Consider the following 23,669-nt stretch of genomic DNA (forward strand, 5'->3'; position numbering starts at 1 on the left):
GTTTTACTCGGCAGCCAGTAGATAGAGACTTTTGGGTTCAGATGGGATCAATCGGTACGGATCCGCTTGGTTAAGCTCTCGACAGAGGCGAGCAAAAGACTGGAGACCTTCAAGGCGCTCGGTGAGCTCGCTGAGGGTATCTAGGTATTCGGCTAAAGCAGCTTGGGAAAGGTACCAAGACTTGTCCAACTCCTGGAAATAGGTCATCTGAAACTCGACGGAAAGATTCTTTTCTCTGAGAAAGACCTGCTCTGGCGTAAGCCCTCGATCAAGTGGGGAAAGACGAGCAATGCGCTGGATGCGTTCGCTAGAGATGCGGCCAGCGAAGCCAGAAGCCTTGTACGTATAGGCCGTCCGGAGCTGAGGCCGGTCTGCTGGCAAGAGAGCTGCACACCACCTTTCGCTCAGTTCCCGGAAACGAGGGACCTCGAAGTTTAGGACATCAACAGCATCTTGAAGGTACCCATGTTTAAGCAGAAGCTGGGATTCCGCCGCTAGGGAAACTGCCCAACCCTTGAGAGCAATATCGCTGAGCAATAGGCAGTGGACCTGGCGCTCAGCAGGGATCTGATGGGCTTGGTCAGAGAAAAAAATTCGGATATTTCCTGTCCTTCCTCGATGCTGTTCTCGAGGTTAAGTAGCCACGACCTCAGCTCCTTATCACCTCCCGTAGAGGCTTTAATGAAGTTATAGCAGTCTTTAAAAAGAGAGCTGACCATCCATCGCCTGGTACTGGGATCTACATCCGACGCTTCAGAAGAGTTAGCTCCCCAAGCACATTGAGCATAAAAGAGTGCAATAGCAGAAAGAGGAACGATGCAAGGTGGCTCTGGAAGAGCCAGAATCTCCTGAATTTCCTCCCTCAGCTCCTCGATCCTTTGCTCTAGAGGGTTGTCGGTTTGATTCCGCATGTCAACCCTGTTGAGCAAGAAGACCATCAAACTGGTTTGACCTCTGAGAAACTCTACGACATCCTTTAGCTCTCTCAAGAGAGTTTCCCGTCCTTGCCAATCTGTCTGAGAGTAATTCAGTGCAACAAAGCTAAAGCACTTGCTGACATGCTCTTGGATAATCCTAAGGCTTGTTCTATCTTGAATTGAGTTTAGGCCAGGCAAGTCATAAATCTCGACCTGTAAGCCCTCAGGCAGGCCTAGCAGAAAAGGATTTCTGACCGGCAGCAGCGGACACTCAACGTCTACCTGAGGGATGCCCACCTCCGCTTCATCCCTCTTCTTCCTCTTCTTTCGCCGCTCTTGGTGGTAGGCCTCCATCGTCAGCTTGAGCCGGCTGTAGATTTCTTCGTCCCTCAGGTCTTCCCACGTGCCGCATTCCCAGGTAGCTCCTTCGGTATTGTGGATAACTAGCCTGCTCCGCTCGCTGTGCCTAATCCGCAGGAATCCCGGCACTCATCTCCTGGGCCTCAATAGGCGCGATTTTCCGGCCAATGAGGGCGTTCACAATAGTGGATTTGCCCGAAGAGGTGGTGCCAATGGTGGCAATCCGGAAGGAGGGCTTCTGTAGGCGGGCAACAGCCTCTTCGTAGACAACCCGAAAGGCCTGCAGCTTTTCCAGCAGCACAGAGCTGCTAATGACGTCGTGGTATTCGCTGAGGATCCCGGCAGTGAGGTTGCCAAGGGTGAACAGTGACTCTCTTGCGATCCGCAGGGCTACCGAGGGATCCGTAGAATCAAGCCTGTGATGCGCTCCTTCAGATAGAGTTGAAGATGAATGCCGACAGCTCTCAAGCCGCTTCGCCGGCATTATAGTCATTATAGTCCTTTCGCCAGTACCGTGGTTCGTTTTCTTCGCATTTTTTCAGCGTCCTTCTTGCCAGCAATGCTGATTTAGTAGCATAAAGAAATGGCTCTAAAATGCACATAGCCGCCGGCAGTTCTGGGGTCAACAAGAGGTAGTTTGCGAATGATGGATGGCTCTTTGCAATCTTTCTTCGCCTCTGCCAGCCAGGTGGGGCTGGGAGTAGCGGTCTTCCTGGCGCTGCTCACTCTGCTGGCCTGGATACGCAACTGGCCTTGGAAGTTTTCGCTAGTGGGCTACACAGCCTTTACCTTGGTTCTAACGGCAGGCTGTTTTGCCCTGAGCCTAGGGCCCATTTTCCGCTCCCGCATCCCCGGGGCTGCTCCCTACACCACTGTCTATGACCAAGGGGCGGAGCGGGCGGTCATTGCCGTTAGCCCAGATATTACCCCGGAGCAACTGATCCTTACGCTGAAGCAGGCAGCTAGCGATCTGGCCTCCTCTGGTCGTTTCTCTACCGGCTCGCCGGTATTTACCCTGCAAGCCCGCACTGTCATCCACCCCGAGCCGGGAGTCTCTGAGCCCTTACTTTTGGGCACGCTGCAACAGCCTTTGGGGAAACGCCTGCGCACCCCGGAAGAACAACAGCAGCAGCAAATCCACCTGGAGGAAGAGGCCTTTGCTCGGCTGCGTAGGTTAGCCCAAGTTCAGGAGGCCGCCCCGCCCTCTGAGGGGACTTTGCAAGAGCCTCCCCTGGCCCAGTCCTGAGCCCTCAGCCAGCGGCGCAGATCTTGCTCTACTTGCTCAGGGATCTCCCAGGGAAAGAGGTGAGCCACGTTGGGATAGACAATGCAGGTGCACTGGGGGAGAAGGCGAGCCGTGGCTAGGCTGCTGGCAACAGTGATGTGGCAGTCCTGCTCCGCAGCCAGAATCAAAACCGGCAGGTGCAGGCGGTGCAGCTCCCCCTCGCGGTTGTAGCCCTGTCGAAGGGCAGCGCGTAGGGCCTGGCGAGCCTGAGGAGAGGTATGCAGGTAGGCCGGCAAAGCTGCCTGGGCCAGGTAGCGATAGGTTCTCGGGGTATGTCTCTGGATTAGGTAGCGGTAGAGAGAGCGGCGGCCAAAGGTGTTGATGTTCCAACTCCAGCCGGGCCAAAGCCAGTTGAGCAGCGAAGCAATGCCGGTGTTGAGCTGATCCCAAAAATCGGTAGGGGGATGGTTGCTGCGGGGACAGGCAGCGCTGGCCACTAGGATCAAACCTTTGACCCGCTGGGGTAGGCGCAAAGCCAACTCTAGGGCTAGGATCCCGCCCAGCGACCAGCCCAGCAGCAGACACTCCCGCCAGCCCAGGCGATCCAGCAGCTCCTGCAAGTCCTCCAAGTGGGCCGACATCTCAAAGGGATCCCGTACTTGCGAACGCCCGTAGCCGCGCAGATCTGGGGCTACGCAGGGGTGCATCCCAGCCACCGCCTCGGCAAAAACTTCCATGCAGTCGGCATTGCCAGGATGGCCGTGGAGCAGCAAGATGGGCAGGGAAGGGATCCCTTCTCCCCAGGCCCGGTAGTAAAGCTGTAGGCCCATAGCTTAAGCGCTGGCCACCTTTTTTGGCGTCGGCTGCAGCTTCACCCCATTGGGAATGCAGATCAGGTTCTGATCCAGGATCTGCACAAACCCCTTCGAGCGCAGGGATCCCAAAAGGCGGGTTACCGTCACGCGGGTAGCGCCAATGGCATCCCCAATCTGGGCGTGGGTTAGAGTCCAGGGGAGGTACATCCCCTGGTCGCAGGGCTGGCCGTACTCCTCGATCAACAGGCTTAGAAACCCCCTGAGGCGGTCAATGGCTCGACGCTGGCCCAGGTTGCCTAGCCAGAGCAACTTGCGCTGGAGTTGCTGGCGGAAGCTTTCCTGAATCTTCTGGTGCAGATAGGGCCACTGTTCTAAATCCTTCCAGTAAAACCACATCACCGTGGTGCGATCGACGTGGGTACAGGCTTTTAGCTCAAAGCGCTCTGGGTGGCTCACCTCAAAGGGCACGCCAGGTGTGATAAACCCAACAAAAACTTCCCGCCGCTCTGGCGTTTGGCTGACCAGGCGCACCACCCCCTCCTGGGGGATATACACCAGTCCCGGACGGGTGGGGATGCGCACATCTTTGGGAAAAGTGCGAGAGCGGTAGTGCTCCCCAGCCCACTGGCAGAGTTCTCGCCACTCCTGAGCTTCTGTTGCCGATGCAATGGAAACTAGGGACATGGGATAGACTTCCTGTCGATTGGGCAACCTCAGGGGCTACATTGGGCTCTTCCCTCCACCAAAGACGCCATTGGCAGCCCCCACAAGAGGAAGAAGACTAGCTTTACCTTAGCTTCATAATGACCCTCAAAATTTACTGAACGACACCGTACCTCTACGGATATTGTCCGTAAGACTATGCTCAATGATAACATGCTAGGCTGCGCTTCTCAGGCTTTGTCTTGGCTTCCGGCCGGCTGTAGGCTTGGCAGCAGAGGGCATCATAGAGGCAGCCGAGCTTGGTCGAAGGGAAGGATGGCCAGGGGTGGGTGAGGGGTGGCACTGATGAATATTCTCGTCAGCAACGATGACGGCATCCAAGCGGCCGGGGTGCGGTGTTTGGCGGCAACGCTGGCTCAGATAGGCGGGCACCAGGTAACGGTGGTCTGTCCGGATCGGGAGCGCTCGGCCACGGGCCATGCCCTAACCTTGCACAAGCCTCTAAGGCTGGAGCCGGTGCGGGAGGGGTTTCCGCCAGAGGTGCAAGCTTGGGCCTGTTCAGGCACACCTTCGGACTGCGTCAAGCTGGGTTTGGATGGCTTGCTGCAACATCGTCCCGACTGGGTGATTTCCGGCATCAACCAGGGGGCCAACTTGGGCACCGATGTGCTCTACTCAGGCACTGTCTCAGCGGCCATGGAAGGGCTGTTGGAAGGGATCCCCAGCCTGGCAGTGAGCCTGGCCAGCTTTACCCACCAGGATTTTCAGCCGGCGGCCCAGGTGGTGCTGACCCTGCTGGAGAAGCTGAGCCTGAAGCCCCTAGAGAAGCCAATGCTGTTGAACGTCAACGTGCCGCCGCTGGGGCTAGCTGAAATACGCGGCATGGTCTTGGCCCGCCTGGCCTGGCGCAAGTACACAGATCTCTACGAGAAACGAGTAGACCCCCGCGGCAAGGCTTACTACTGGCTGGCAGGAGAGGTGGTGGAAGAGGAGGTGGATCCCTGCTCTGATGTGCGGGCAGTTGCCGAGGGCTACGTGTCGATTACGCCCCTGCAGCCAGATCTGACGGCCTACGCAGCTTTCGACAGCCTGCAGCGCTGGGGACTCTCAACCTTTGGCTCTTGAAGCTTTGGCAGTCGATCCCCTTGCCAGGGGCCAAGAGGCCTCTAGCTGGCTCGCCCTAGCCTCGTAGGACTAGGGGGAAAAGGCTGTCAGTTCCAGCAGCCGTTCTGCCACGACCTGGGGAACGGGCATCACCGACAGTCGCGTGCCCCGCCGCACCACCTCTAGCTCTGCAGGGGTAAAAGTGGCCCGCAACTGGGCCAAAGGGATCAAGCGCTCAAAGGCAGCAACGAATTGCACTCGCACCGTGTACCAGCGGGGAGCTGCAGGGGTTGACTTGGGATCGTAGTAGGGGCTGGTGGGATCAAACTGGCTGGGATCCACCACCTGGGTTTCCACGATCTCCATTAAGCCGGCTATGCCGGGAGGGTTGGCGTTGGAGTGGTAGAAAAAGGCGCGATCCCCAGGCTGCATAGCCTTCAGGTAGTTGCGGGCTTGGTAGTTGCGCACGCCGTCCCAGAGAGTTTGGCCCTCCCGCTGCAGATCCCGGATGCTGTAGACGCTGGGCTCCGATTTCATCAGCCAGTAGTTCATGGGGCTTGGGAAAAGCCGAGGCCTAGGTGCGGGCCAGGGATCCGGCCACAAAGTCCACGAAGTTTTGCAAGATCTTCAAACCAACCGGACCGGACTTTTCCGGGTGAAACTGGGTGGCCAACACGGCGCCCTGGGCAATGGCGGCCACACAGGTTTGGCTGCCGTGCTGAGTAGTGGCGGCCACCCAGCTTGGGTCGTGGGGCACCGCGTGGTAGGAGTGGACAAAATAGACCCAGGCTTGGTCAGGGATCCCTGCCCAAAGGGGAGACTGGGGCTGGGTGAGGTGCAACTGGTTCCAGCCCATGTGGGGGATGCGCAGGCCTGGCTCTGGTCGAAAGCGTTGCACCCGTCCTGGCACGATGCCCAGCCCTGGCTCGTTTCCCTCTTCGCTGCTTTCAAACAAAACCTGCAGCCCAAGGCAGATGCCCAGGAAGGGCTGCTGCCGCTCCACTGCCGCTCGGAAGGCTTCCACAAAGCCCCGCGCCCGCAACTGCTGCATGGCTGGGTCGAAAGCCCCATCTCCTGGCAGGACGACGCCATCAAAAGCCTCTAGGCCGTCCGGCTCTGTTACTATCTGCACCTCGGCCCCGGCCCGCTCCAGCCCTTTGCAAGCTGAATGCAAGTTGCCGGCATCATAGTCGATCACCGCCAGGCGCACGGCTTTCATGGATCCTTTCAAGGGCCTATCAGTAGAGTGGTTCTATGGCAGTCGCAGCACCTACGGAAAAGCTGACCCCCTCCGCTCAGCTTGGCTGGCCGAAGGCTGCCTACCTGCACATCCCCTTCTGTCGGCAGCGCTGCCACTACTGCGATTTTGCCACTGGCCTGGGCACCCGCGAGCTCATAGAAACCTATGTGCAGGTGCTCTGCCAAGAGATCGGTGGCGCCTATCGCTACCGCCATTTGGCCGGGGATCCCCAACCCTTGACCAGCATTTTTTTCGGCGGCGGCACTCCCTCCCTGCTGACGGTGGAGCAATTGGGCCGGATCTTGGCTCAACTTAGGGAGCGGATCCCGTTTCATCCCGACTGCGAGATTTCGCTTGAGGCCAACCCCGGCACCTTGACGCGGGAGCAGTTGGCGGGCTACCGGGACCTGGGGGTCAACCGCATTAGCTTGGGAGCCCAGGCGTTTCAGGCAGAGCTGCTGGCCGCCTGCGGTCGCCTACACGGAGTGGAAGAAATTTATGAAGCTGTGGCCGACTTGAAGGCGGTGGGCTTTGAGAACTTCAACCTGGATTTGATCTTCGGGCTGCCCTACCAAACTTTGGAACATTGGCAGGAGTCGCTGCAAGCTGTTCTTGAAATCAACCCGGCCCACGTCTCCGTTTACGATCTCACCCTCGAGCCCGAAACTCGCTTTGGTCGTCTGTACCGGCCGGGAGAGGCGCCCCTGCCCAGCGAAGAGGCGACCGTTGAAATGTACTTGATGGCCCGGCGTCTCCTCACCCAGGCAGGCTATATCCACTACGAGATCTCCAATTTTGCCCGCCCTGGGTATGCCTGTCGCCACAACCGGGTGTACTGGGAAAATCGCCCCTACTTTGGCTTTGGCATGGGATCTGTCGGCTACGAAGGGGGGCGGCGCATTCACCAGCCGAGGACTCTCCACAAGTATTTTGAACAGGTCAAAGCCCAAGTTCACCCCCTCCCGCCGCCAGCCTCTCTAGAAGAAATCTGGATGGATACGGTGATGTTGGGGCTGCGCCTCCAGGAAGGGCTGGATTTGGCAACTTTACAGGAGCGCTTTGGCAGCAGGAGGGTGGAGCAGGCTTTGCAGAGGCTGGATCCCTACTTTGAAAAAGGTTGGGCCAGTTGCGAAGGGGGACGGCTACGGCTAGTCCCGCCCGAGGGCTGGCTGTTTTCCAACGAGATTATTGAAGAGCTGTTGTTTTGAAGTTGGCCGAAGGCCGAGTGGAGGCAGACTCCCAGCCGAAGCTAAGGCAGCTCAGGGGCTGGGGGGTGTTGCTGCAAAACCTGCTTCAGGTACCGCCCCGTATGGGATCCCGGGTGTTCGGCTACTTCTTCCGGGGTGCCGACGGCAACAATTTGGCCGCCCTGGTCGCCCCCTTCCGGCCCTAAGTCGATGATCCAGTCGGCACAGCGGAGAATGTCCAGGTTGTGCTCGATCACCAGCACGGTGTTGCCCGCATCCACCAGCCGCTGCAGGACGTTCAAAAGTTTGTGAACATCGTAAAACGACAGGCCGGTGGAGGGTTCATCCAATAGATAAAGGGTTTTGCCGGTGGAGCGGCGGGCCAGTTCTGCGGCCAGCTTCACCCGCTGCGCTTCCCCACCCGAGAGGGTTGAAGCCGGCTGACCCAGCTTGATGTAGTCGAGGCCCACATCGGCCAGGGTCTGCAGGATCTTAGCCGCAGGGGGCAGGGCCGCGAAAAACTCCAGCGCCTCTCCCACCGTCATATCCAGGACTTCGGCGATGTTTTTGCCCTTGTACTTGACCTGGAGGGTCTCGCGGCTGTAGCGCTTGCCGCCACAGACTTCGCAGGTAACATACACATCGGGCAGGAAATTCATCTCAATCACGTTCACCCCTTGCCCTTTGCAGGCTTCGCAGCGCCCTCCCTTGACGTTGAAGGAGAAGTGGCCAGCTTGATAGCCTCTGGCTTTGGCGTCCCGAGTCTGGGCAAAGGCTTGGCGGATGGGATCAAACAGACCCGTGTAGGTGGCAGGGTTGGAGCGAGGAGTGCGGCCAATGGGGGATTGGTCGATGACAATAACCTTGTCGATGTGTTCAATGCCGTGTAACTCCCCCATTTCCGCCGGCTTGGGCACCTTCTGGCCGAGGTAGTGCTGCAGGGCAGGGTAGAGCAACTCGTTGACCAAGGTGGACTTGCCGGAGCCGGAGACCCCTGTAACACAGACCAGCTTGCCCAGGGGGATCTCCACATCGATGTGTTTGAGGTTGTTTTTGTGGGCATTGGTGAGCTTGAGGGCAACCCCTTTCCCCGGTCGGCGCTGGGCAGGGGTAGGGATCCGCCTCCGCCCCGAAAGGTAAGCTCCCGTCATGGAGCGCTCGCAGGCCAGGATGTCGGCTAGAGACCCTTGGGCCACCACTTCTCCTCCGTGGATGCCAGCTCCAGGGCCAATGTCCACAATGTGGTCGGCGGCGCGGATGGTTTCCTCGTCGTGCTCCACCACGATTAGGGTGTTGCCCAGATCCCGTAGGCGGAACAGGGTTTGCAAGAGGCGGTGGTTATCCCGCTGGTGCAAGCCAATGGAGGGTTCGTCCAGCACGTAGAGCACGCCCGTCAGGCCAGAGCCAATCTGGCTAGCCAGCCGGATCCGCTGCGCTTCACCCCCCGAAAGGGTCATGGCCGGGCGGGCCAAGGTGAGGTAGTCAAGGCCCACGTCGATCAAAAACTGCAGCCGGGTTTTGATCTCCCGCAGCACCAGCTCGGCAATCTGCGCCTGGCGAGGGGTGAGCTTCAAATGCTCTAAGCGGTGTAGGCACTCCCGGATAGAGACCTCGGTGAGATCAGTAATGCGGTAGCCGCCGACGCGCACTGCCAGGGCCTCAGGGCGAAGGCGAGCCCCCCCACAGGCCGCACAGGGGCGGTAGGTGAGGTAGGTTTCCAGCTTTTGCCGGTAGGTCTCGGAGGTGGTTTCTTGGTAGTGCCGCTGCAACTGCGGGATCACCCCTTCGTAGCGACGGTAGTAGCCCCGGCCCCGGTAGGGGGATTCTGCCTCAACGTAGATCTCCTGGTCGGTGCCGTAGAGGAGGATTTGCTGCTGCTCGGGCGTGAGGTCGCACCAGCGGCTGCTGAGGTCAAAGCCAAAAGCCTTGGCGACACCTGCCAGCAACGCCAGGTAGTAGGGGTTCTCCCGCTCGGCCCAAGGTGCGATGGCCGCGTAGAGGGGAAGTTTGGGATCGGGCACAATGCGGTCGGGGTCGAAGATGGGCTCAAAGCCCAAGCCGTGACAGACAGGACAGGCGCCAACGGGCGAGTTGAAGGAAAATAGCCGCGGCGACAGCTCGCTCAGCACCGAGCCATGTTCGGGGCAGGCGAATTGCTCAGAGAAGATCAGCTCCGTCGGCTTGCCGTTGAGGTACTGCCCCGCCACCTCGGCTACTTTTTGCAACAGATGTTCCCGCTCCTCCTCGCGGGGCAAGAGCTCCACCACCGCCAGTCCCCCCGACTGGCGCAGACAGGTGGTCAGGGAATCGGCCAGCCGCTCTGCAATGTCGGGGCCCTTGACCAGCCGATCCACCACCACCTCGATAGTGTGGGTCTTGTTTTTGTCCAAGGTGATCTCTTCGCTGAGATCCCATACCTGGCCGTCGACACGCACCCGCACAAATCCCTGCTGGCGCAGGCTTTGCAGGAGCGCTGCGTGGGTGCCCTTTTTCCCCCTCACCACAGGCGCAAGCAGCTGAAAGCGCGTCCGATCCGGCAAGGCCAGGATCTGATCCACCATTTGATCCACCGTCTGGGGAGCGATCACCCGGTCGCAATGGGGGCAGTGCGGGATCCCAGCCCGCCCGTAGAGCAGCCGCAGGTAGTCGTAGATCTCGGTAACGGTGCCCACCGTGGAGCGGGGGTTGTGGCTGGTGGACTTTTGGTCGATGGCAATGGCCGGGCTCAAGCCCTCGATGCGATCCACATCCGGCTTGTCCAGTTGCCCTAGAAATTGCCGCGCATAGGCACTGAGGGACTCCACATAGCGCCGCTGCCCCTCGGCAAAAATGGTGTCGAAGGCCAGCGAAGACTTGCCGGATCCGGAGACGCCCGTAAACACCACCAGGCGATTGCGCGGGATCCGCAGCTCGATGTTCTTGAGGTTGTGCTGCCGCGCCCCCACTACGTGGATTTCGTTCTGGCCGGACATCTCGTCCCCTCTGTGCGCAGCGCAGGTCGAAAAACAACGAAAGTTAAGGAACATTAACGATTCTAGTGCTTTCTAGTGCCGCGGCAGAGGTCTGTCTTCTCCAATCGAGAAGGGGTACCAGCAAGCTGGGTCTATCGTGGGCAGGAGAAGGAAAAAGACTTGGCTATCTTGGAAGGGCCACTTGAGGGATCCCGAGGCAACCTAGCCCATGGCCTGGCCGCTGCTTGCTGTCCAAAAAGTCTTCATCTACCTGCTGGTGGGGATCGCCTTCACGGCCCTCTGCCTTGGAGATCGGGCCCTGTCGCCGGCGGTTATCGCCCTCTGCTTGGCGGCGGGGGTGGGCAGTTGGTTCTGGGAGCCACCCCGGATTAGCTTTGCCCGCTATGCGCCCCTCTGGATGCCGCTGACGGTGAGCGTGTTGGTCAGCTTGGCGGCGTTGGTGCTCTCGGGCTTCCTGCAGCTTTCGGATGGGGCCATTGGCCTGGTGCTCTACCTAACGGGGGCCAAGTTGTTTCAGCGGGAGCGGGCAGCAGATCACATCCAGTTGGCGGTGTTGTCGCTGCTGTTGATGGCAATTGCCACCCTGTTCAACCAAGATATTAGCTTTGGACTCCTCTTCCTGCTTTACGTGGGGGTAGGGCTAGTTAACCTCACCCTTTATCATCTGCGCCTCCAAGCCGAGCAGCGCCCGCAGGCGGCCAGCCAAGTCCGCAGGATCGACCTTGGCTTTCTGGGGTTTCTTGGATCCCTGGCCTTGCTGGCCATGGTCCTGTCGGTGGCTTTGTTTTTCCTGTTTCCGCGCGTCGGCTTGGGGATCTTAGGCCGGCAGGCCCGTTCGCTGGTGATGACCACTGGCTTTGCCGAAGAGGTCAGCCTGGGGGAGTTTGGCACCCTCAAGACTGACAACACCGTTGTCATGCGGGTGGAGTTCCCGGCAGGGGTGCCGCCCCAGATGGAGTCTCTCTACTGGCGTGGCATGAGCTTTGATCGCTACGACGGGCGGGCTTGGTCGCGGACGCTAGATCGCTCGCTCTCGATTTTCCCCAACGCGGCAGGGGTTTTTGAGCTCTCGGCCTCCCCCTTGATCCCTGCTGCCTCCGACCTGCAGTTCTTTCCGCTGGAGCAGCTCATCTACCTAGAGCCGCTGGACACCAACACCGTTTTTGGGGTGGCGCCGCTGGTGGAGGTGGAATGGCTGGATCGAGGTGGGGCGATGACCCCACAGCAGAGGTGGCAATGGCAAAACCGCCGCCTGCTCCTGCGCGAGACTGGAGATGTCAGCCATTCTCTGCCCCCCCGGATGCCCTATCTCTACCGTGCCGTGAGCCGGATCCCACGGGATCTGGAACCCCGCCTGCGCCAGCTTGGCCGGGAGGAGCTGCTGAGCGCTCTTGACCCAGTCCAGCAACAAGCCTATCTGCAGTTGCCAGAAGACCTGGATCCGCGCATTCCCGCCTTGGCAGAGGAGATCACGGCTGGGATCCCCGATGTCTTTGGCAAGGTAACGGCTCTGCGGAACTACCTGCTAGAGAACTACGCCTACACCACCAATTTGCCGGATCCCGGTGCCGAGCCGCCTTTGGAGGCTTTCTTGTTTACCCATCGCCGCGGCCACTGCGAATACTTTGCCACCGCTCTGACGGTGCTGGCCCGCAGCCTTGACATACCGGCCCGCGTGGTCAATGGCTTCTTGGGCGGTCGCTGGGTGGCGCAGGAGAAGTACTTGGCAGTGCGCAACGCCGATGCCCATTCTTGGACGGAGATCCCCTTTGGCCCCTATGGATGGATCATCTTCGATGCCACGCCGGCAGAGGCCAATGTTAGCCAGCGGGAAACCTGGTGGGATCCCATCCTAGACTTCTACGACAGCCTGCGCTTTCGCTGGTTTAAGTATGTGATTCAATACGACCTATCCACCCAGCGGCAGATCTGGCGGCAAATCCAAGAGCTGGCTAGCCGCGTGACTGCTCCCCAAAAGCAAGAGGATGTCGTCGCCGCCTTCCGCCGCAGCCTGGTGGGCTGGGGGCAAACGCTGCAGCAAAACGGCCTGCCGCTGGTGGGGGTGATTTTAATCACCAGTTCCATGGCCTACTGGGGTCGCCGCCGCCGCTATCGGGCTTTGCGCTGGCAGGATGGGGGGTGGATTCTGTTGGCCACTGCCGGCAATGGGGTTTTGCTGGGATCCCTGTGGCAGCCTCCGCCCCCCTGGCCCACCTGGATGGTTGGCCTCTTGCTGCCGAGTCTAGCCTTTGCCGGGATGCGCTGGCTGCCGGCAGCCCTGCCCAAGTCCCAGCGGCGCCGCCAGGTCATCTCAAGGCTTTATCTGCAACTGCGGGACCTGGCGACGGCAGTGGGGATCCCAGCCCACCTAGGGCCAGAAGCTTGCCTAGAACACTTGCGCCAGGCCGACTTGCCTCAGGTTGAACTGGCCATCCGGTTCCTGCAGCGCTACCTGGAAGTACGCTTTGGCGGGATCCCGCTGGAAGCCGGGGAACTGCAGCGTTGGCAACACCACCTTAGACAGCTTAGGCGGTCCTGGCAGGCCAAGAGTTCGACGCCTGCTCCCAAAAGAACAGCTTGACTGGAAGACGGCTATAAAGCTCTACGAGAAGCCTTGACGTTATGAGGCAGTTAAGAGATAGTTAACTCTAGGTATAGACCTCCTAACCTGCCCCACCCAAGTAGCAGACCTTAGGAGAGGGTCGTCGCTGCAGGTAAGTTCTGCAGGGGTATTTGCGTGCGCTCTTGCTAACTGCTCAAGGCCGTGTTACTTTCCTTGACGTTCAGCTTTGAGCAAGCAAGAGCGGGTTAGCTATGCGTAACCATCCTCTGAGGGCAGCTTTGGCTGCAGCGCTGTGTTTGCTGTCCTCTTCGCTTTTTTCCTCTAGCCTGGCCCAGGCGGCGCCAAAGCCGACCGGCAACGGGGCGATCTTTTTCCACCCCGATGGCACTTCGGCCTCCCACTGGGATATTACGCGCATTCTCTACAAGGGCCCAGATGGCTTCTTGAACTGGGATCGTCTTCCCGTGATTACCACCTATCGCGGGCACCTTTTCGACCAGCTTGGGGGAACTTCCAACGCCGGAGCGGTGACCCATGCCACAGGAACTCGGGCTCACGCCAAGAGCTTTGGGTTGGATCCGGACGGCAAGGAGTATCCCTCGGCCAACGGCACCCTGAACACGATCATGGAAGAGGCTGTGGCGGCAGGCTTGGGTACAGCTTTGGTTCAGTCTGGATCCCTCATTGAGCCGGGGACGGCTGCGTTCGTTGCCGAGGCTGCTAAGCGCAGCGACTATGAGGGGATTGCCCTGCAGGTGGTGGAGTCAGGGGTAGACATCATCCTCGGCGCTGGCGAGGAATGGCTGCTGCCGGAAGGTGTCCAGGGACGCTTTGGCCAAGGGAAGCGCAAGGATGGCCGCAACCTGATTGAGGAGGCCAAGAAAAAGGGGTACGCCGTTGTCTACACCCGCGACGAGCTGCTAAAGCTGCCGGCAAATGTCTCCAAGGTTTTGGGGGTGTTCAACGTCGAGGACACCTTCTACGACAAGCCTGAAGAAGAGTTGCGGAAAGAAAACTTGCCCAACTACATCGCCAGCGCCCCCACCATTGCCGAGATGACACAGTTTGCCCTGGAGCGGATCTCCCGCAATCCCAAGGGCTTCTTCGCCGTCATCGAAGAAGAGGGCACCGACAACATGTGCAACAACCTCAACGCTTCCGGCTGCCTGGAGGCCATGAAGCGGGCTGACGATGCCATCGGGGTGATTCTCAACTTTATCGAGAAGAATCCCAAGACCTTCATGATTACCACCAGCGACAGCAATGCCGGCGGGATGCAGCTGGTGGATGTCGAGTCTGCCGATAATCCTCTGCCGCCCACTGAAGAAAGCGGCGCTCCCCTTGACGGGGTGGACGGCACTGGCACAAAGCCCTTCCTCTCCGCTCCGGACAAAAATGGCAAGCGTTTTCCCTTTGGCATCTCCTGGGCCAGCAAGGACGATGTGGGCAGCGGGGTCATTGCTCGCGCGGCGGGCCTGAACGCTCGAGAGCTAGTGCCGGTCACCGGGATCCTGAACACGGACATCTACCGCATCCTCTACTTCGTGCTCTTTGGGGAGCGCATCCCCAGCGAGCTAAGGCGGTAGTCTCAAGCAAGTGGGGATTGGCGGGGATCCCTCGGATCCCCTTTTTTATTGCTACGCAACGCTGTCGCAAACCTGCTGGCGGCGCGGAGCGCTTCTGGGAGTGACGAGAAGTCCTTGCCACGTCTTGTCAGAAAGGAGGAGAAAGACTGCCTTGAGCGGGCTTAGAGTGGCCGTGCTGCACTGCCTGGTAGCGCCGCTTGAACTCCTGCTGCTGCACCTTGTGATCCACGATGGGATCCGGGTAGCCGCAGCGCCGCCGCTCCTGCAGAGCCCAGGATCCCTTGGGGTCATTCCCCACCCACAGCAAAGCTGGGGTATCCAGCCCCGCTAGCTCCGGCAGGTAGCGGCGGATATACTCCCCCTCTGGGTCGTAGCGGGCCGCCTGGGTGGCTGGGTTGAAGATGCGCAGGGGCCTGGGATCTGTGCCCACACCGGCGCTCCACTGCCAGCCGCCGTTGTTGGCAGCCAGATCCCCGTCTACAAGCTTTTGCATGAAGTAGCGCTCCCCCCAGCGCCAGTCGATGAGTAGATCCTTGGTTAAAAAGCTGGCCACGATCATGCGGCAGCGGTTGTGCATCCAGCCAGTTTCGTTGAGCTGGCGCATGGCCGCATCCACAATGGGGTAGCCCGTCTGGCCGGCACACCAGGCCTGAAACCAGTCCTGGCGGTTGTCCCATTCCAGCGCATCAAAGGCTCGTCGGTAGGCTCCGCTTTCCACATGGGGCCAGTGGGCCAAGACATGCTTGTAAAACTCGCGCCAGCACAGCTCCTGCCGCCACGTGCGCAGGCTGCTCTCGGCCTCTTCGCTGCGGGCCTCCGCTTCCACTTCACAGGTGGCCTGCCACACCCGCCGAATGCCGATGGTTCCCCAGCAGAGGTGGGGACTAAGAAGAGAGGTGCCCTGCTCGGCGGGGAAGTCGCGAGCCCGCTCGTACTCGAAAATGCGCAGGCCCTGGCAGAAATCCTCTAGAAGCCTCTGAGCCACACTCTCACCCGCGGCCGGGATCCGCTGGTTGCAGACAAAGCCCAGATCCGCCAAGCTGGGCAGAGGTTGGGCTTTCAGGCTGGACAACGGCTGCAGACCCTTGGGGATGGGGAAGGGATCCGGCTTGGGCAAGCTAGACCAGCGGCGCCAGAAAGGGGTAAAAACCGAGTAGGGCTCCCCCGCCTGGGTCAACACTTCCCCTGGCCCGTGCAGCAGCATGTCTTGGTAAGAAAAAGACGGGATCCCAGCTTCCGCCAAGCTGGCCCGCACCCGACTCTCCTGCTGCCGAGCCCAGGGATCCAGATCCTCGTTCCAAAACACGGCCTGCGCCCCTAGCTCGGCGGCCAACTGCCGCAGCTCCACGGCTGGATCTCCCCGCCGCCACAGGAGTGGGATCCCCATCTGGGCGTAGCGCTCCTGCAGGTCCTGCAACGCCTGGAGCAGAAACGCCACCCGGGCTGGGGCCATGTCTGCCCGCTGCAGAAGTTGGGGGTCGAAAACGAAAACCGGCACTACCTGGGGGCTGCGCTGGGCTGCCACATGGAGGGCTGTGTTGTCTCCTAGGCGCAGATCGCGGCGATGCCAGAGGAGAACTAGGGAAGTCATAGGAGGCCAAGCAACTGGATCCCATCTTGGCTGCTTTTCCTTCCTCTCTTCAATTCCCCTCAGGCTGCCGGCAGTGTCTATCTCCCAAAAGACGGCCAGGGCAGAGACTTCGCTGGCCATCGCTGTAGCCCATGGCGTAAGCTGTATCTCCCAGCATCACCACCACCTGAGTTAGCTTGAGGGCAAGTAGCGGATCGAGCGGCTCCGTTACATCGAGCATGAACTGCTCCACGGAGCGCCGCAGCGCCTCTGGGGTCTTGATCATCTTGTCTCCATCCATCGCTGGCTTTAGGTATTCCTACTCAGGAGAGGGTGGACATTGACCCAAAATAGAGGGGGAAGGAGAAGAGGCGCGTAGCATCTGCTACTGTTCTGAGAACATGGCGCGGAGAAGCCAGCACTCCCCAAGGGCCGAAGTTTGCAGAGGACAGGAACCTGAGGATCGAAAAATGGCAACAGAGCGACGGGTAGCCCGGGTAGCCGAGCAGATCAAGCGAGAGGTTAGCCAGATCCTGCTCTCGGAGATCAAAGATGCCCGCGTGGGGGCGGGCATGGTCAGCATTGTGGACGTAGAGGTTTCCAGCGACCTGCAAAACGCCCGCATCTTCGTCAGCATCTATGGCGACGAAGCAGCCCAGCGGCAAGCAATGGAAGGGTTGGTCGCCGCCACCCCCTTCGTGCGGCGGGAGATTGGCCAGCGGCTGGGCCTGCGACGAGTGCCGACGGTGGCGTTTTTACAAGATCGCTCCTTGGAACGGGGGTCCCGAGTCTTGGCCCTGCTCAACCAACTGAAACGGGAAGCCGAGGCTCGACAGCAGGGATCCTCCTCCAAAGACCAGGAAACGGTTGAAGAGGGGGATGGTGGCGAGGCCGAGGAGTTGGACGGCCAGTAGCTGCACCATTTCAGCCCTTAACCATCGGGGGTTGCAGGAGGTAAGAGGAGACCCGTCCTGCTGCCTAAGAGGCCGCAACCGGTTGGTGAACCTTGCAGTCCAGCAGGGCAATAGCTCATCGGTTGCCTTTTGAGAGGTTAGCAACCGCAAAGTTCTAGGATTTGTTAGGCTTAAGGTGTCCTACAGCTCTTCCTCCAGTTAGAGCCGGCACCACACCCGCCTCCTCCTAGGAGGCGAGGTTCTGCTTCTTTTGCTACCCAGTGCCTATGGCAGCACCCCAGCGGCTCCAGAAGCTTTTGGCTCGGCAGGGGCTAGCTTCCCGCCGCCAGGTGGAAGCCTGGATCCTGTCTGGGCGCATTCGGGTCAATGGGAAGGTGGTCACCGAGCTGGGCTTTAAAGCCGATCCGGAACGGGATTGCGTCGAAGTGGATGGGCAGGCAATCTCCTGCGGGGATCCGGCCCGCTACGTTTTGCTCCTGCACAAGCCCCGGGGGGTCTTGTCTACCTGCAAGGATCCCTGGGGGCGCAAGACCGTCCTGGATCTGCTTCCGCCACCCTGGAACCGGCAGATCCGCCTCTATCCAGTGGGCCGGCTGGACGCTGACAGCAGTGGCGCTTTGCTGCTCACCAACGACGGCGACCTGACCCTGAAGCTGACCCACCCGCGCTATCATCTGCCCAAGACCTATTGGGTGCAGGTGCAGGGTCGCCCTAGCCAGGCCACCCTACAACGATGGCGGGAGGGCGTCGATTTGGATGGGTCTACCACTCTGCCGGCAGTGGTGGAGTTTTGTGATCCGCCCCCTTTTGGAAATAGAAGAAACTCCAACTCCTCTTGGCTGAGGGTGGTCTTGTTTGAGGGCCGCAAGCGGCAAATTCGGCGGGTGGCCGAGCAACTGGGCCATCCTGTGCTCAGCTTACACCGGGAGGCGATTGGCCCGCTGCGCCTTGGCAACCTCAAGCCAGGTCAGTTTCGCCTGTTGGAGCCCCAGGAGGTTCAGGCTTTGCTGGCCTCGTTTGCTGACAATGCCCAAGCGCTCAGAGAGTAGGGGAGCGCGATCTGCATGAATCCCATCTTGGGGTACGTTACCATATGCGTGTCAGGCCTCTCCCGTGAATTGGGGGGAGGATGTCACCTGAGTGTGCGTTCACAGGTAAGCGACGATGCAGGAACCAGCACACTCTCTAGAAGCTCTGGGATCCCTGTTGCGGCAAACACGGGAGGCACGGGGGCTGACGTTGACAGAGGTAGCTAACGATACCTTCATCCGCTCCCAATACCTGCAGGCCCTGGAGGAAGCCGACTTAAGCCGCTTGCCGGAGCCAGTCTACGTGCAAGGCTTCATTAAACGCTACGCCAACTACCTAGGGCTGGATGGCGAAAGGCTATCTCGGCAAGCGTTGCCGCTGCTATCGGCCAAAATGCCCTCTGCCTCACCTCCGCGAACTGCTGTTGGCGAACAGACCGCCTTTGCTTTGCGCCCCTTCCACCTCTGGGCTGCCTATGTGGGGCTGGTCGTGCTGGCGGTGGGAGGGCTGTCGGCTTTTTTGGAGAGCAGGGGCAATCCCTTTGGGCAGTGGCTGGCTAGCCGTTCGGGCGGTGAGGGATCCCAGCTACAGCCGCCGGCGGCCAACTCCTTGGAGCGCAAGTCAGACCCCGAGCCGACCCTTCGCCAGATGTTTCCTACCCTAGAGCAATGGACGCGCATCGAGGGGGTTTTCCCCGACCTCTTGGAAGCCCAGCAGCGCAAGCCAGTGCGCCTTGGTATTCGCGTGGTGGAACATCCTTCTTGGCTGCGGGTTATTGTCGACGGAAAAACTGTTTTTGAGGCTACCCTACAGCCGGGGGCGGAGCTGAACTGGGAGGCCGAGCGATCGATTGTGCTGCGCACTGGCAATGCGGGCGGGGTGCTGGTGACCTTCAACGATCGCCCTCTGGGACTGATGGGACGGTTTGGAGAGGTGAAAGAGGTGAGGTTTGAGCCAGGGCTGGACCTTCGATCCCTGCAGTAGGGATCGGGCGCGAGCCTCCCTGGCTTGCAGGGGGTTGAGACTGGCCAGGGGCGATTGCCCAACCTTGGGATGCTAACTGCTGCAGCAGACGCCGGACTTTGTCTAGGTCTTTGTCGCCCGGCTGGCGTTCGACACCGCTGGAGAGATCGATGCCGGCAGGCTGAAGGTGGCTGAGCGCTTGCAGAACATTGTCTGGGTTGAGGCCACCGGCCAGAAGCCAGGGCAAGGGCAGAGAGCAGGAGGCCAGTTCCGACCAGTTGAGCGTTTGCCCAGTGCCACCTGCCCGTTGGGGGTGATAGGCATCCAGCAGTAAGGTCTCTACACAGTCGCGGTAGAGGTCGGCCACCTCCAGGTCTGCTGGGCACCGAATGCGCAGGGCCTTGATGCGGCGGATGCCGGGGAGCCACTCTCCCAGTTGCCGACACATCTCTGGAGATTCCTGGCCGTGAAGCTGAACAGCCGTGAGGCCAGCCGTTTCCACCCAGGTGGCGATGGTGCCGGGATCCTGATCCAGAAAAACCCCTACCTTTTCCACATGGCGGGGCAGGGATCCCACCCAGCGCGCTGCCGAAAGAGGCAAATAGCGCGGCGTGTTGGGCACGGCCACAAACCCTAGGGCGCTTACCCCCAGCGCCGCAATGGCTTCGGCCTGATCCTGCCGCGTGATGCCGCAGATTTTGACAAACAACCGGCCCATTGGGATTGATGCTACTTTTGTTCAGGGTGCATCAAAGGCTCTGACCTTTCGGGAGGGAGCTTGTTGATTCGGCGCACCATTTGCCACAGCCGCCCAAAGCTGCGCTGGTTAAAGCGCATTACTAGCCGCGGCAGATGGGCAATGTCTTCCTCAGCTTCCTCGGGCAGAGCCTCTGTTTGCTCAATCCGGCCCGACTCGAGAATGTCAGCAAACTCTTGGTTTAAAATTTCTAGGGCTTCCGGTGAAAGCTTGGTGTTTAAGCGCAAAACCAAAAGCTCCCGCACGTAGCGATTGCTGTGAAAGATGCGATAGAAATCGACAATCTGCTGACAGGCCTCCCCGACATCGTCAGTTAGGGAGTAAAGGTGGAGATCCTCGGGGCTGATTAGGCCGCGGCTGAGCAAGTGCTCTCGCACATATTCATCCCATTCTTTCCAGTAGCAGCCGCCTTGCTTGTCCACCAGCACCAGCGGCATCAGCTTGGTCTTCCCGGTCTGCATCAGGGTCAGGCACTCAAAAGCCTCATCCTGGGTGCCAAAGCCGCCGGGAAACAGCACCAGGGCATCTGTCTCCTTGACAAAGAAAAGCTTGCGAGAAAAGAAGTACTTAAAGTTAATAACCCGGTCGCTGGCGGCAATGAAAGGGTTGGCTACCTGCTCAAAGGGCAGCTGAATATTCAGCCCAAACGAGTTTTCTTGCCCTGCCCCCCGGTTGCCAGCTTCCATGATGCCGCCGCCGCCCCCTGTCAGCACCATGAAGCCCAGCTGACTAATGCGGTGGGCAAATAGCTGCGCCTGCTGGTACTCGGGGCTGTCCTCCCCTAGACGCGCCGAGCCAAAGACGGTTACCTTGCGCCGATGGGTGTAGTTTTGGAAGGTGGCAAACCCCTGCTCCAGATCCTCAAGCGTAGCTGCCAGGATCTTGGCGTCCAGACGGCTGAGCTTCAGGGATCCCATCCGCTGCAGCGACCGCAAGATCCGCAACCAAGCTGTTCGGTTGGGGTGGTGTAACTGCTTGAGACGAGCTTCCGCACTGGAAAAAATCTCTTGCAGCAGCAAGGAAAGAGAATCCGTCAAGCTGGGATCCAGAATCCTCTGTCTACTTCTTTTACCCACTTTTACTGCAATAGGCTCCCCCGGCTGGGGTACTTGCCTTCTGGTGGAGAGCCGGCAAGATCCCTGGTCTTGGCCAAAACCTTAGCCCTCGGCAGAGGCTCCAAGGTGCTTTTCCAAGATCGTGGTCAGCGTTGCCTTGGGAACGGCGCCAACCACCACATCTACCTTTTGGCCACCTTTGAAGAGAATCAGGGTAGGAATACTCCGAATGCCGTACTGACTGGCAGTTTGGGGATTTTCGTCGGTATTGATTTTTACAACCTTGATTTTACCAGCATACTGCTCTGCTATCTCCTGCACCACAGGAGCTACCAGCCGGCATGGGCCGCACCAGGGTGCCCAAAAATCAACCAAAACTGGAATCTCACTGCGTAGCACCTCGGCTTCAAAGGTAGCATCAGCAATATCTATTGCCGCAGACATGCCTGGGGAACTCCTAAAACATCATTTAGTATCCTGTTTATCATCGTACCACAACTAGGGTCGCCACTGGGCTTTTCCCGAGCAGGGCAAGGTATCCTAGGAGAAACGTGAAAGTTTGCCGGGTGCCGATGGTGTTTGAGCTTGAACCAGACGACAACAGTCAGGTAACAGGCAGGGCAGTGACCGTGGATTTTGTTCGCCACGGCATAGCCGAAGAGCCCCAACCAGGGAAGGAGGATAGCCTGCGCGCCCTAACGGATAAAGGCCGCCAGCGCTGTCGCAAAATTGCCCGCCAGCTCAGGAGCATGGGCTGGAAGTGGGATCTCCTGCTCGCCAGTCCTCTGGTCAGAGCGCGGCAGACGGCAGAGATCTTCGTGGACGAGAACTTGGCCGAAGCCCTGGAAGTGTTTGAGCCGTTGGCCCCCGGCGGCAGCTTTGCCGACTTGGTGCGCTGGCAGACAGAGCGGGATCCCTTCACCTCGCTGGCGGTAGTTGGCCACCAGCCGGATCTGAGCCTCTGGGTACAGGCAGCCATTGGGCTACAGCCAGCCCATCCCGAGGCCATTACCCTCAAGAAAGCAGGCCTGGCTCGCGTGCGCTTTGCTCAAGGGCGCATTGATTGTGGCCAGGGATCCCTGACGCTGTTGCTCTCTCCCAAGGTGATGCTGGGGTAGCGTGACCGCGCTCATGCCAAAGCAGGGGCTTGAGGACTCCCTCCGGAGAGAGGGCCAGCTCCTGCGGATTTCAATTGGCAGCTGCCTCCGGCTTTAGAAGGGAGGCAGTGGGGCAGAGATCAGCTAGGAAGCACTGCTGGCAGAGAGGCTGGCGGGCGGTGCAGATGGCTCGGCCATGCTCGATAAGGCGAAGGGACCAATTCTCCCAATCCACCTGCGGCAGCAGCTGCATGAGATCCCGCTCAATGCGCACGGGGTCCTCGTGCTCGGTAAGGCCAAGGCGGCGGCTGAGGCGCTTGACGTGGGTATCGACCGTTACGCCAGCGTTAATGCCAAAGGCATGGGCTAGTACCACGTTGGCCGTCTTGCGGGCCACTCCTGGCAGGGTGAGCAACTCCGGCATGGTGCGCGGCACCTGGCCACCAAAGTCTGTCAAGATCTTGCGGCAGGCCTCTTGGATGTGTTTGGCCTTGTTGCGGTAGAAGCCGGTGGGCCGAATTAGAGCCTCAATCTCCTCCCGCGGGGCTGTGGCCAGAGCCTGGGCATCGGGGAAGCGGCGAAACAGCTCTGGGGTTACCTGGTTAACCCGCTCGTCAGTGCACTGGGCTGACAAAATCGTCGCCACCAGCAGTTGCAGCGGCGTCTGGTAGTGGAGAGTACACTTGGAGTTGGGGTAATGGCGCTTCAGGCGCAGCAAAATCTCCAAGGCTCTTTGGCGCAAAGCCCGCTTGCTGGTCATTGGCAACTAGCCCGACCCGGTGACAATGGCAAGAGTATCTTTGAAGATCAGGAACACCCCCAGCCCCAGGAGAAGCGCCAAGCCTGTCTGCATCACCCGCTCTTCGACCTCCCTGGGCAGCCGCTTGCCACGGATGGCTTCCAAGATCAAAAAGGCAATGTGGCCTCCATCCAAGCCAGGGAGGGGCAACAGGTTAAGGACGGCCAAGTTGATGCTAATCAAGGCAGTGAAATTCAACAAGCTGGCAACGTCATCCCGCGCTAGGTCTGCGCCAATCTTGACGATCCCCACCGGCCCGGATATCTGAGTAGCGGTGTTTTGGAAGTTCCGCAGCAGCTCCTGCAGACCAGTGAGATTCATCGTCACCAAGCGCTGGTAGGCGTTTCCAGCTTCCGTCAGGATCTCCCCCAGGTTTTGGGCGGGGCGCAGGTTCACCTCCTGATTGGGCGCTAGGCTAACCCCGATGGCTACTTTCTCCCCTTGCCGCTCCGGGATTACGGTAATCTCCAGCAGCGCTTCTTTTTCCCTTCGTCGCACCTGCAGGGGAACGGGTTGGTTTGCGCTACTGCGGATGAGCGTCTGAAAATCGTTGAGGGCCGCCAAGGCCGAGGCGGCATCGGCAAGGTCGCTGTAGTCGTGGTCAGCTGCCCGCAGCACCACATCTTCTGCCTGTAGGCCCGCCCGCTCTGCCGGGCTACCTGGCATTACCTGAGCAATGAGAATGCCGGGCTGGATGCGGGTAACCGAGGGGATCCCCAGCAGAGCAAACGTCAGCACCAGCACCAGGTAGGCAAAGGCCAAGTTGGCCAGCACTCCGGCACTCATCACCACCAGGCGATCCGCAAGGGGGCGGTTTTTCAAGAGATTCGGGTCATCGGGGGGGTAGGGGGAG

At 59.7% G+C, this 23,669-nt stretch carries 23 protein-coding genes and 2 pseudogenes; 10 read left to right on the forward strand and 15 right to left on the reverse strand.

Features of this window, described 5'->3' with window-relative positions; genetic code table 11:
* Nucleotides 1–3: 3 nt before the first annotated feature.
* From NW808_RS02045 to NW808_RS02055, 3 genes are all read right to left on the reverse strand, one after another.
* Entirely contained in the window at nucleotides 4–381 is a 378-nt protein-coding gene (locus NW808_RS02045) for a hypothetical protein (RefSeq protein ID WP_414420108.1), read from the reverse strand.
* A 113-nt stretch (nucleotides 382–494) separates the two neighbouring features.
* The gene (locus NW808_RS02050) at nucleotides 495–1,406 is read right to left on the reverse strand and encodes a GTPase domain-containing protein (RefSeq protein ID WP_414420109.1); all 912 of its coding nucleotides are present in this window, start codon (nucleotides 1,404–1,406) and stop codon (nucleotides 495–497) included.
* Nucleotides 1,384–1,770: a dynamin family protein gene (locus NW808_RS02055; protein WP_414402069.1), complete on the reverse strand. Its 387-nt coding sequence runs from the start codon at nucleotides 1,768–1,770 to the stop codon at nucleotides 1,384–1,386. The genes NW808_RS02050 and NW808_RS02055 overlap by 23 nt, the downstream gene beginning before the upstream one ends.
* A gap of 153 nt (nucleotides 1,771–1,923) precedes the next feature.
* Between NW808_RS02055 and NW808_RS02060 the strand changes: the two genes are divergently transcribed.
* A complete protein-coding gene (locus tag NW808_RS02060) occupies nucleotides 1,924–2,523 on the forward strand; it encodes a Ycf51 family protein (RefSeq protein ID WP_414405041.1) in 600 nt (199 codons plus the stop codon).
* Here the strand turns inward: NW808_RS02060 and NW808_RS02065 are convergent.
* Together NW808_RS02065 and NW808_RS02070 are read right to left on the reverse strand one after the other, a co-directional pair.
* Nucleotides 2,463–3,332, reverse strand: coding sequence for an alpha/beta fold hydrolase (locus tag NW808_RS02065; RefSeq protein ID WP_414420110.1), 870 nt, complete (start codon nucleotides 3,330–3,332; stop codon nucleotides 2,463–2,465). The genes NW808_RS02060 and NW808_RS02065 overlap by 61 nt on opposite strands.
* Before the next feature lie 3 nt (nucleotides 3,333–3,335).
* Nucleotides 3,336–4,001, reverse strand: coding sequence for a Crp/Fnr family transcriptional regulator (locus NW808_RS02070; protein ID WP_414420111.1), 666 nt, complete (start codon nucleotides 3,999–4,001; stop codon nucleotides 3,336–3,338).
* A 324-nt stretch (nucleotides 4,002–4,325) separates the two neighbouring features.
* On the opposite strand from NW808_RS02070, the gene surE reads away from it, so the two are divergent.
* Nucleotides 4,326–5,105 (forward strand): 5'/3'-nucleotidase SurE, encoded by a 780-nt coding sequence (gene surE / locus NW808_RS02075; protein ID WP_414420112.1) that lies wholly within the window; start codon nucleotides 4,326–4,328, stop codon nucleotides 5,103–5,105.
* A gap of 69 nt (nucleotides 5,106–5,174) precedes the next feature.
* Here the strand turns inward: surE and NW808_RS02080 are convergent, their stop codons facing one another.
* Entirely contained in the window at nucleotides 5,175–5,636 is a 462-nt protein-coding gene (locus tag NW808_RS02080; protein ID WP_414420113.1) for an EVE domain-containing protein, read from the reverse strand.
* A gap of 22 nt (nucleotides 5,637–5,658) precedes the next feature.
* Nucleotides 5,659–6,303, reverse strand: a complete 645-nt coding sequence (gene hisH / locus NW808_RS02085) for an imidazole glycerol phosphate synthase subunit HisH (protein ID WP_414420114.1) — start codon at nucleotides 6,301–6,303, stop codon at nucleotides 5,659–5,661.
* 35 nt (nucleotides 6,304–6,338) lie between these two features.
* Between hisH and hemW the strand changes: the two genes are divergently transcribed.
* On the forward strand, nucleotides 6,339–7,532 hold the full coding sequence (gene hemW / locus NW808_RS02090; RefSeq protein WP_414420115.1) for a radical SAM family heme chaperone HemW: 1,194 nt from the start codon (nucleotides 6,339–6,341) through the stop codon (nucleotides 7,530–7,532).
* Between the two features lie 41 nt (nucleotides 7,533–7,573).
* Here the strand turns inward: hemW and uvrA are convergent, their stop codons facing one another.
* Nucleotides 7,574–10,483, reverse strand: a complete 2,910-nt coding sequence (gene uvrA, locus NW808_RS02095; protein ID WP_414420116.1) for an excinuclease ABC subunit UvrA — start codon at nucleotides 10,481–10,483, stop codon at nucleotides 7,574–7,576.
* Nucleotides 10,484–10,691: 208 nt separating this feature from the next.
* On the opposite strand from uvrA, the gene NW808_RS02100 reads away from it, so the two are divergent.
* Nucleotides 10,692–13,064 (forward strand): DUF3488 and DUF4129 domain-containing transglutaminase family protein, encoded by a 2,373-nt coding sequence (locus NW808_RS02100; RefSeq protein ID WP_414420117.1) that lies wholly within the window; start codon nucleotides 10,692–10,694, stop codon nucleotides 13,062–13,064.
* A 278-nt stretch (nucleotides 13,065–13,342) separates the two neighbouring features.
* Nucleotides 13,343–14,632 (forward strand): alkaline phosphatase, encoded by a 1,290-nt coding sequence (locus tag NW808_RS02105; RefSeq protein WP_414420118.1) that lies wholly within the window; start codon nucleotides 13,343–13,345, stop codon nucleotides 14,630–14,632.
* A gap of 127 nt (nucleotides 14,633–14,759) precedes the next feature.
* Here NW808_RS02105 and NW808_RS02110 read toward each other — a convergent pair whose 3' ends face one another.
* Together NW808_RS02110 and NW808_RS02115 are read right to left on the reverse strand one after the other, a co-directional pair.
* Entirely contained in the window at nucleotides 14,760–16,223 is a 1,464-nt protein-coding gene (locus tag NW808_RS02110; protein ID WP_414410045.1) for a cryptochrome/photolyase family protein, read from the reverse strand.
* Between the two features lie 49 nt (nucleotides 16,224–16,272).
* Nucleotides 16,273–16,488 carry a hypothetical protein gene (locus tag NW808_RS02115; protein WP_414410044.1) on the reverse strand — a complete coding sequence of 72 codons (216 nt, stop codon included), beginning with the start codon at nucleotides 16,486–16,488 and terminating at the stop codon, nucleotides 16,273–16,275.
* Nucleotides 16,489–16,672: 184 nt separating this feature from the next.
* Between NW808_RS02115 and rbfA the strand changes: the two genes are divergently transcribed.
* From rbfA to NW808_RS02135, 4 genes and pseudogenes are all read left to right on the forward strand, one after another.
* The gene (gene rbfA / locus NW808_RS02120; RefSeq protein ID WP_414410043.1) at nucleotides 16,673–17,116 is read left to right on the forward strand and encodes a 30S ribosome-binding factor RbfA; all 444 of its coding nucleotides are present in this window, start codon (nucleotides 16,673–16,675) and stop codon (nucleotides 17,114–17,116) included.
* 266 nt (nucleotides 17,117–17,382) lie between these two features.
* The gene (locus NW808_RS02125; RefSeq protein WP_414420119.1) at nucleotides 17,383–18,165 is read left to right on the forward strand and encodes a pseudouridine synthase; all 783 of its coding nucleotides are present in this window, start codon (nucleotides 17,383–17,385) and stop codon (nucleotides 18,163–18,165) included.
* Between the two features lie 115 nt (nucleotides 18,166–18,280).
* Nucleotides 18,281–18,493: pseudogene (locus tag NW808_RS02130) on the forward strand (helix-turn-helix domain-containing protein); the annotation flags it as partial.
* A gap of 300 nt (nucleotides 18,494–18,793) precedes the next feature.
* Nucleotides 18,794–19,129 (forward strand): DUF4115 domain-containing protein, encoded by a 336-nt coding sequence (locus NW808_RS02135; protein ID WP_414420126.1) that lies wholly within the window; start codon nucleotides 18,794–18,796, stop codon nucleotides 19,127–19,129.
* A gap of 70 nt (nucleotides 19,130–19,199) precedes the next feature.
* On the opposite strand, the pseudogene NW808_RS02140 reads toward NW808_RS02135, so the two are convergent.
* The 3 genes and pseudogenes from NW808_RS02140 to trxA all read right to left on the reverse strand — a co-directional run.
* Nucleotides 19,200–19,826, reverse strand: a pseudogene (locus NW808_RS02140) (phosphoribosylanthranilate isomerase); the annotation flags it as partial.
* A gap of 11 nt (nucleotides 19,827–19,837) precedes the next feature.
* Complete coding sequence (locus NW808_RS02145; RefSeq protein ID WP_414420120.1) at nucleotides 19,838–20,902, reverse strand: TIGR00730 family Rossman fold protein; 1,065 nt, start codon at nucleotides 20,900–20,902, stop codon at nucleotides 19,838–19,840.
* A 120-nt stretch (nucleotides 20,903–21,022) separates the two neighbouring features.
* Complete coding sequence (trxA, locus tag NW808_RS02150) at nucleotides 21,023–21,364, reverse strand: thioredoxin (protein WP_414420121.1); 342 nt, start codon at nucleotides 21,362–21,364, stop codon at nucleotides 21,023–21,025.
* Nucleotides 21,365–21,492: 128 nt separating this feature from the next.
* Here trxA and sixA point away from each other — a divergent pair, with 128 nt between their 5' ends.
* The gene (sixA, locus tag NW808_RS02155; RefSeq protein WP_414420122.1) at nucleotides 21,493–22,038 is read left to right on the forward strand and encodes a phosphohistidine phosphatase SixA; all 546 of its coding nucleotides are present in this window, start codon (nucleotides 21,493–21,495) and stop codon (nucleotides 22,036–22,038) included.
* Nucleotides 22,039–22,108: 70 nt separating this feature from the next.
* Here sixA and nth read toward each other — a convergent pair whose 3' ends face one another.
* Together nth and rseP are read right to left on the reverse strand one after the other, a co-directional pair.
* Entirely contained in the window at nucleotides 22,109–22,777 is a 669-nt protein-coding gene (gene nth, locus NW808_RS02160) for an endonuclease III (protein ID WP_414405029.1), read from the reverse strand.
* A gap of 6 nt (nucleotides 22,778–22,783) precedes the next feature.
* On the reverse strand, nucleotides 22,784–23,669 hold an 886-nt coding region (gene rseP / locus NW808_RS02165), incomplete at its 5' end, for an RIP metalloprotease RseP (RefSeq protein ID WP_414420123.1).

Source organism: Synechococcus sp. W70.1 (assembly GCF_047461515.1).
Taxonomy (GTDB): Bacteria; Cyanobacteriota; Cyanobacteriia; order Thermostichales; family Thermostichaceae; genus Thermostichus.

Bases quoted from the DNA above. Each gene is read 5' to 3' on its own strand.
- NW808_RS02055 (WP_414402069.1), bottom strand. From the start codon at position 1,770: ATGACTATAATGCCGGCGAAGCGGCTTGAGAGCTGTCGGCATTCATCT.
- NW808_RS02060 (WP_414405041.1), top strand. From the start codon at position 1,924: ATGGATGGCTCTTTGCAATCTTTCTTCGCCTCTGCCAGCCAGGTGGGG.
- NW808_RS02065 (WP_414420110.1), bottom strand. From the start codon at position 3,332: ATGGGCCTACAGCTTTACTACCGGGCCTGGGGAGAAGGGATCCCTTCC.
- NW808_RS02070 (WP_414420111.1), bottom strand. From the start codon at position 4,001: ATGTCCCTAGTTTCCATTGCATCGGCAACAGAAGCTCAGGAGTGGCGA.
- surE (WP_414420112.1), top strand. From the start codon at position 4,326: ATGAATATTCTCGTCAGCAACGATGACGGCATCCAAGCGGCCGGGGTG.
- NW808_RS02080 (WP_414420113.1), bottom strand. From the start codon at position 5,636: ATGAACTACTGGCTGATGAAATCGGAGCCCAGCGTCTACAGCATCCGG.
- hisH (WP_414420114.1), bottom strand. From the start codon at position 6,303: ATGAAAGCCGTGCGCCTGGCGGTGATCGACTATGATGCCGGCAACTTG.
- hemW (WP_414420115.1), top strand. From the start codon at position 6,339: ATGGCAGTCGCAGCACCTACGGAAAAGCTGACCCCCTCCGCTCAGCTT.
- uvrA (WP_414420116.1), bottom strand. From the start codon at position 10,483: ATGTCCGGCCAGAACGAAATCCACGTAGTGGGGGCGCGGCAGCACAAC.
- NW808_RS02100 (WP_414420117.1), top strand. From the start codon at position 10,692: ATGGCCTGGCCGCTGCTTGCTGTCCAAAAAGTCTTCATCTACCTGCTG.
- NW808_RS02110 (WP_414410045.1), bottom strand. From the start codon at position 16,223: ATGACTTCCCTAGTTCTCCTCTGGCATCGCCGCGATCTGCGCCTAGGA.
- NW808_RS02115 (WP_414410044.1), bottom strand. From the start codon at position 16,488: ATGATCAAGACCCCAGAGGCGCTGCGGCGCTCCGTGGAGCAGTTCATG.
- rbfA (WP_414410043.1), top strand. From the start codon at position 16,673: ATGGCAACAGAGCGACGGGTAGCCCGGGTAGCCGAGCAGATCAAGCGA.
- NW808_RS02125 (WP_414420119.1), top strand. From the start codon at position 17,383: ATGGCAGCACCCCAGCGGCTCCAGAAGCTTTTGGCTCGGCAGGGGCTA.
- NW808_RS02135 (WP_414420126.1), top strand. From the start codon at position 18,794: ATGTTTCCTACCCTAGAGCAATGGACGCGCATCGAGGGGGTTTTCCCC.
- trxA (WP_414420121.1), bottom strand. From the start codon at position 21,364: ATGTCTGCGGCAATAGATATTGCTGATGCTACCTTTGAAGCCGAGGTG.
- sixA (WP_414420122.1), top strand. From the start codon at position 21,493: ATGGTGTTTGAGCTTGAACCAGACGACAACAGTCAGGTAACAGGCAGG.
- nth (WP_414405029.1), bottom strand. From the start codon at position 22,777: ATGACCAGCAAGCGGGCTTTGCGCCAAAGAGCCTTGGAGATTTTGCTG.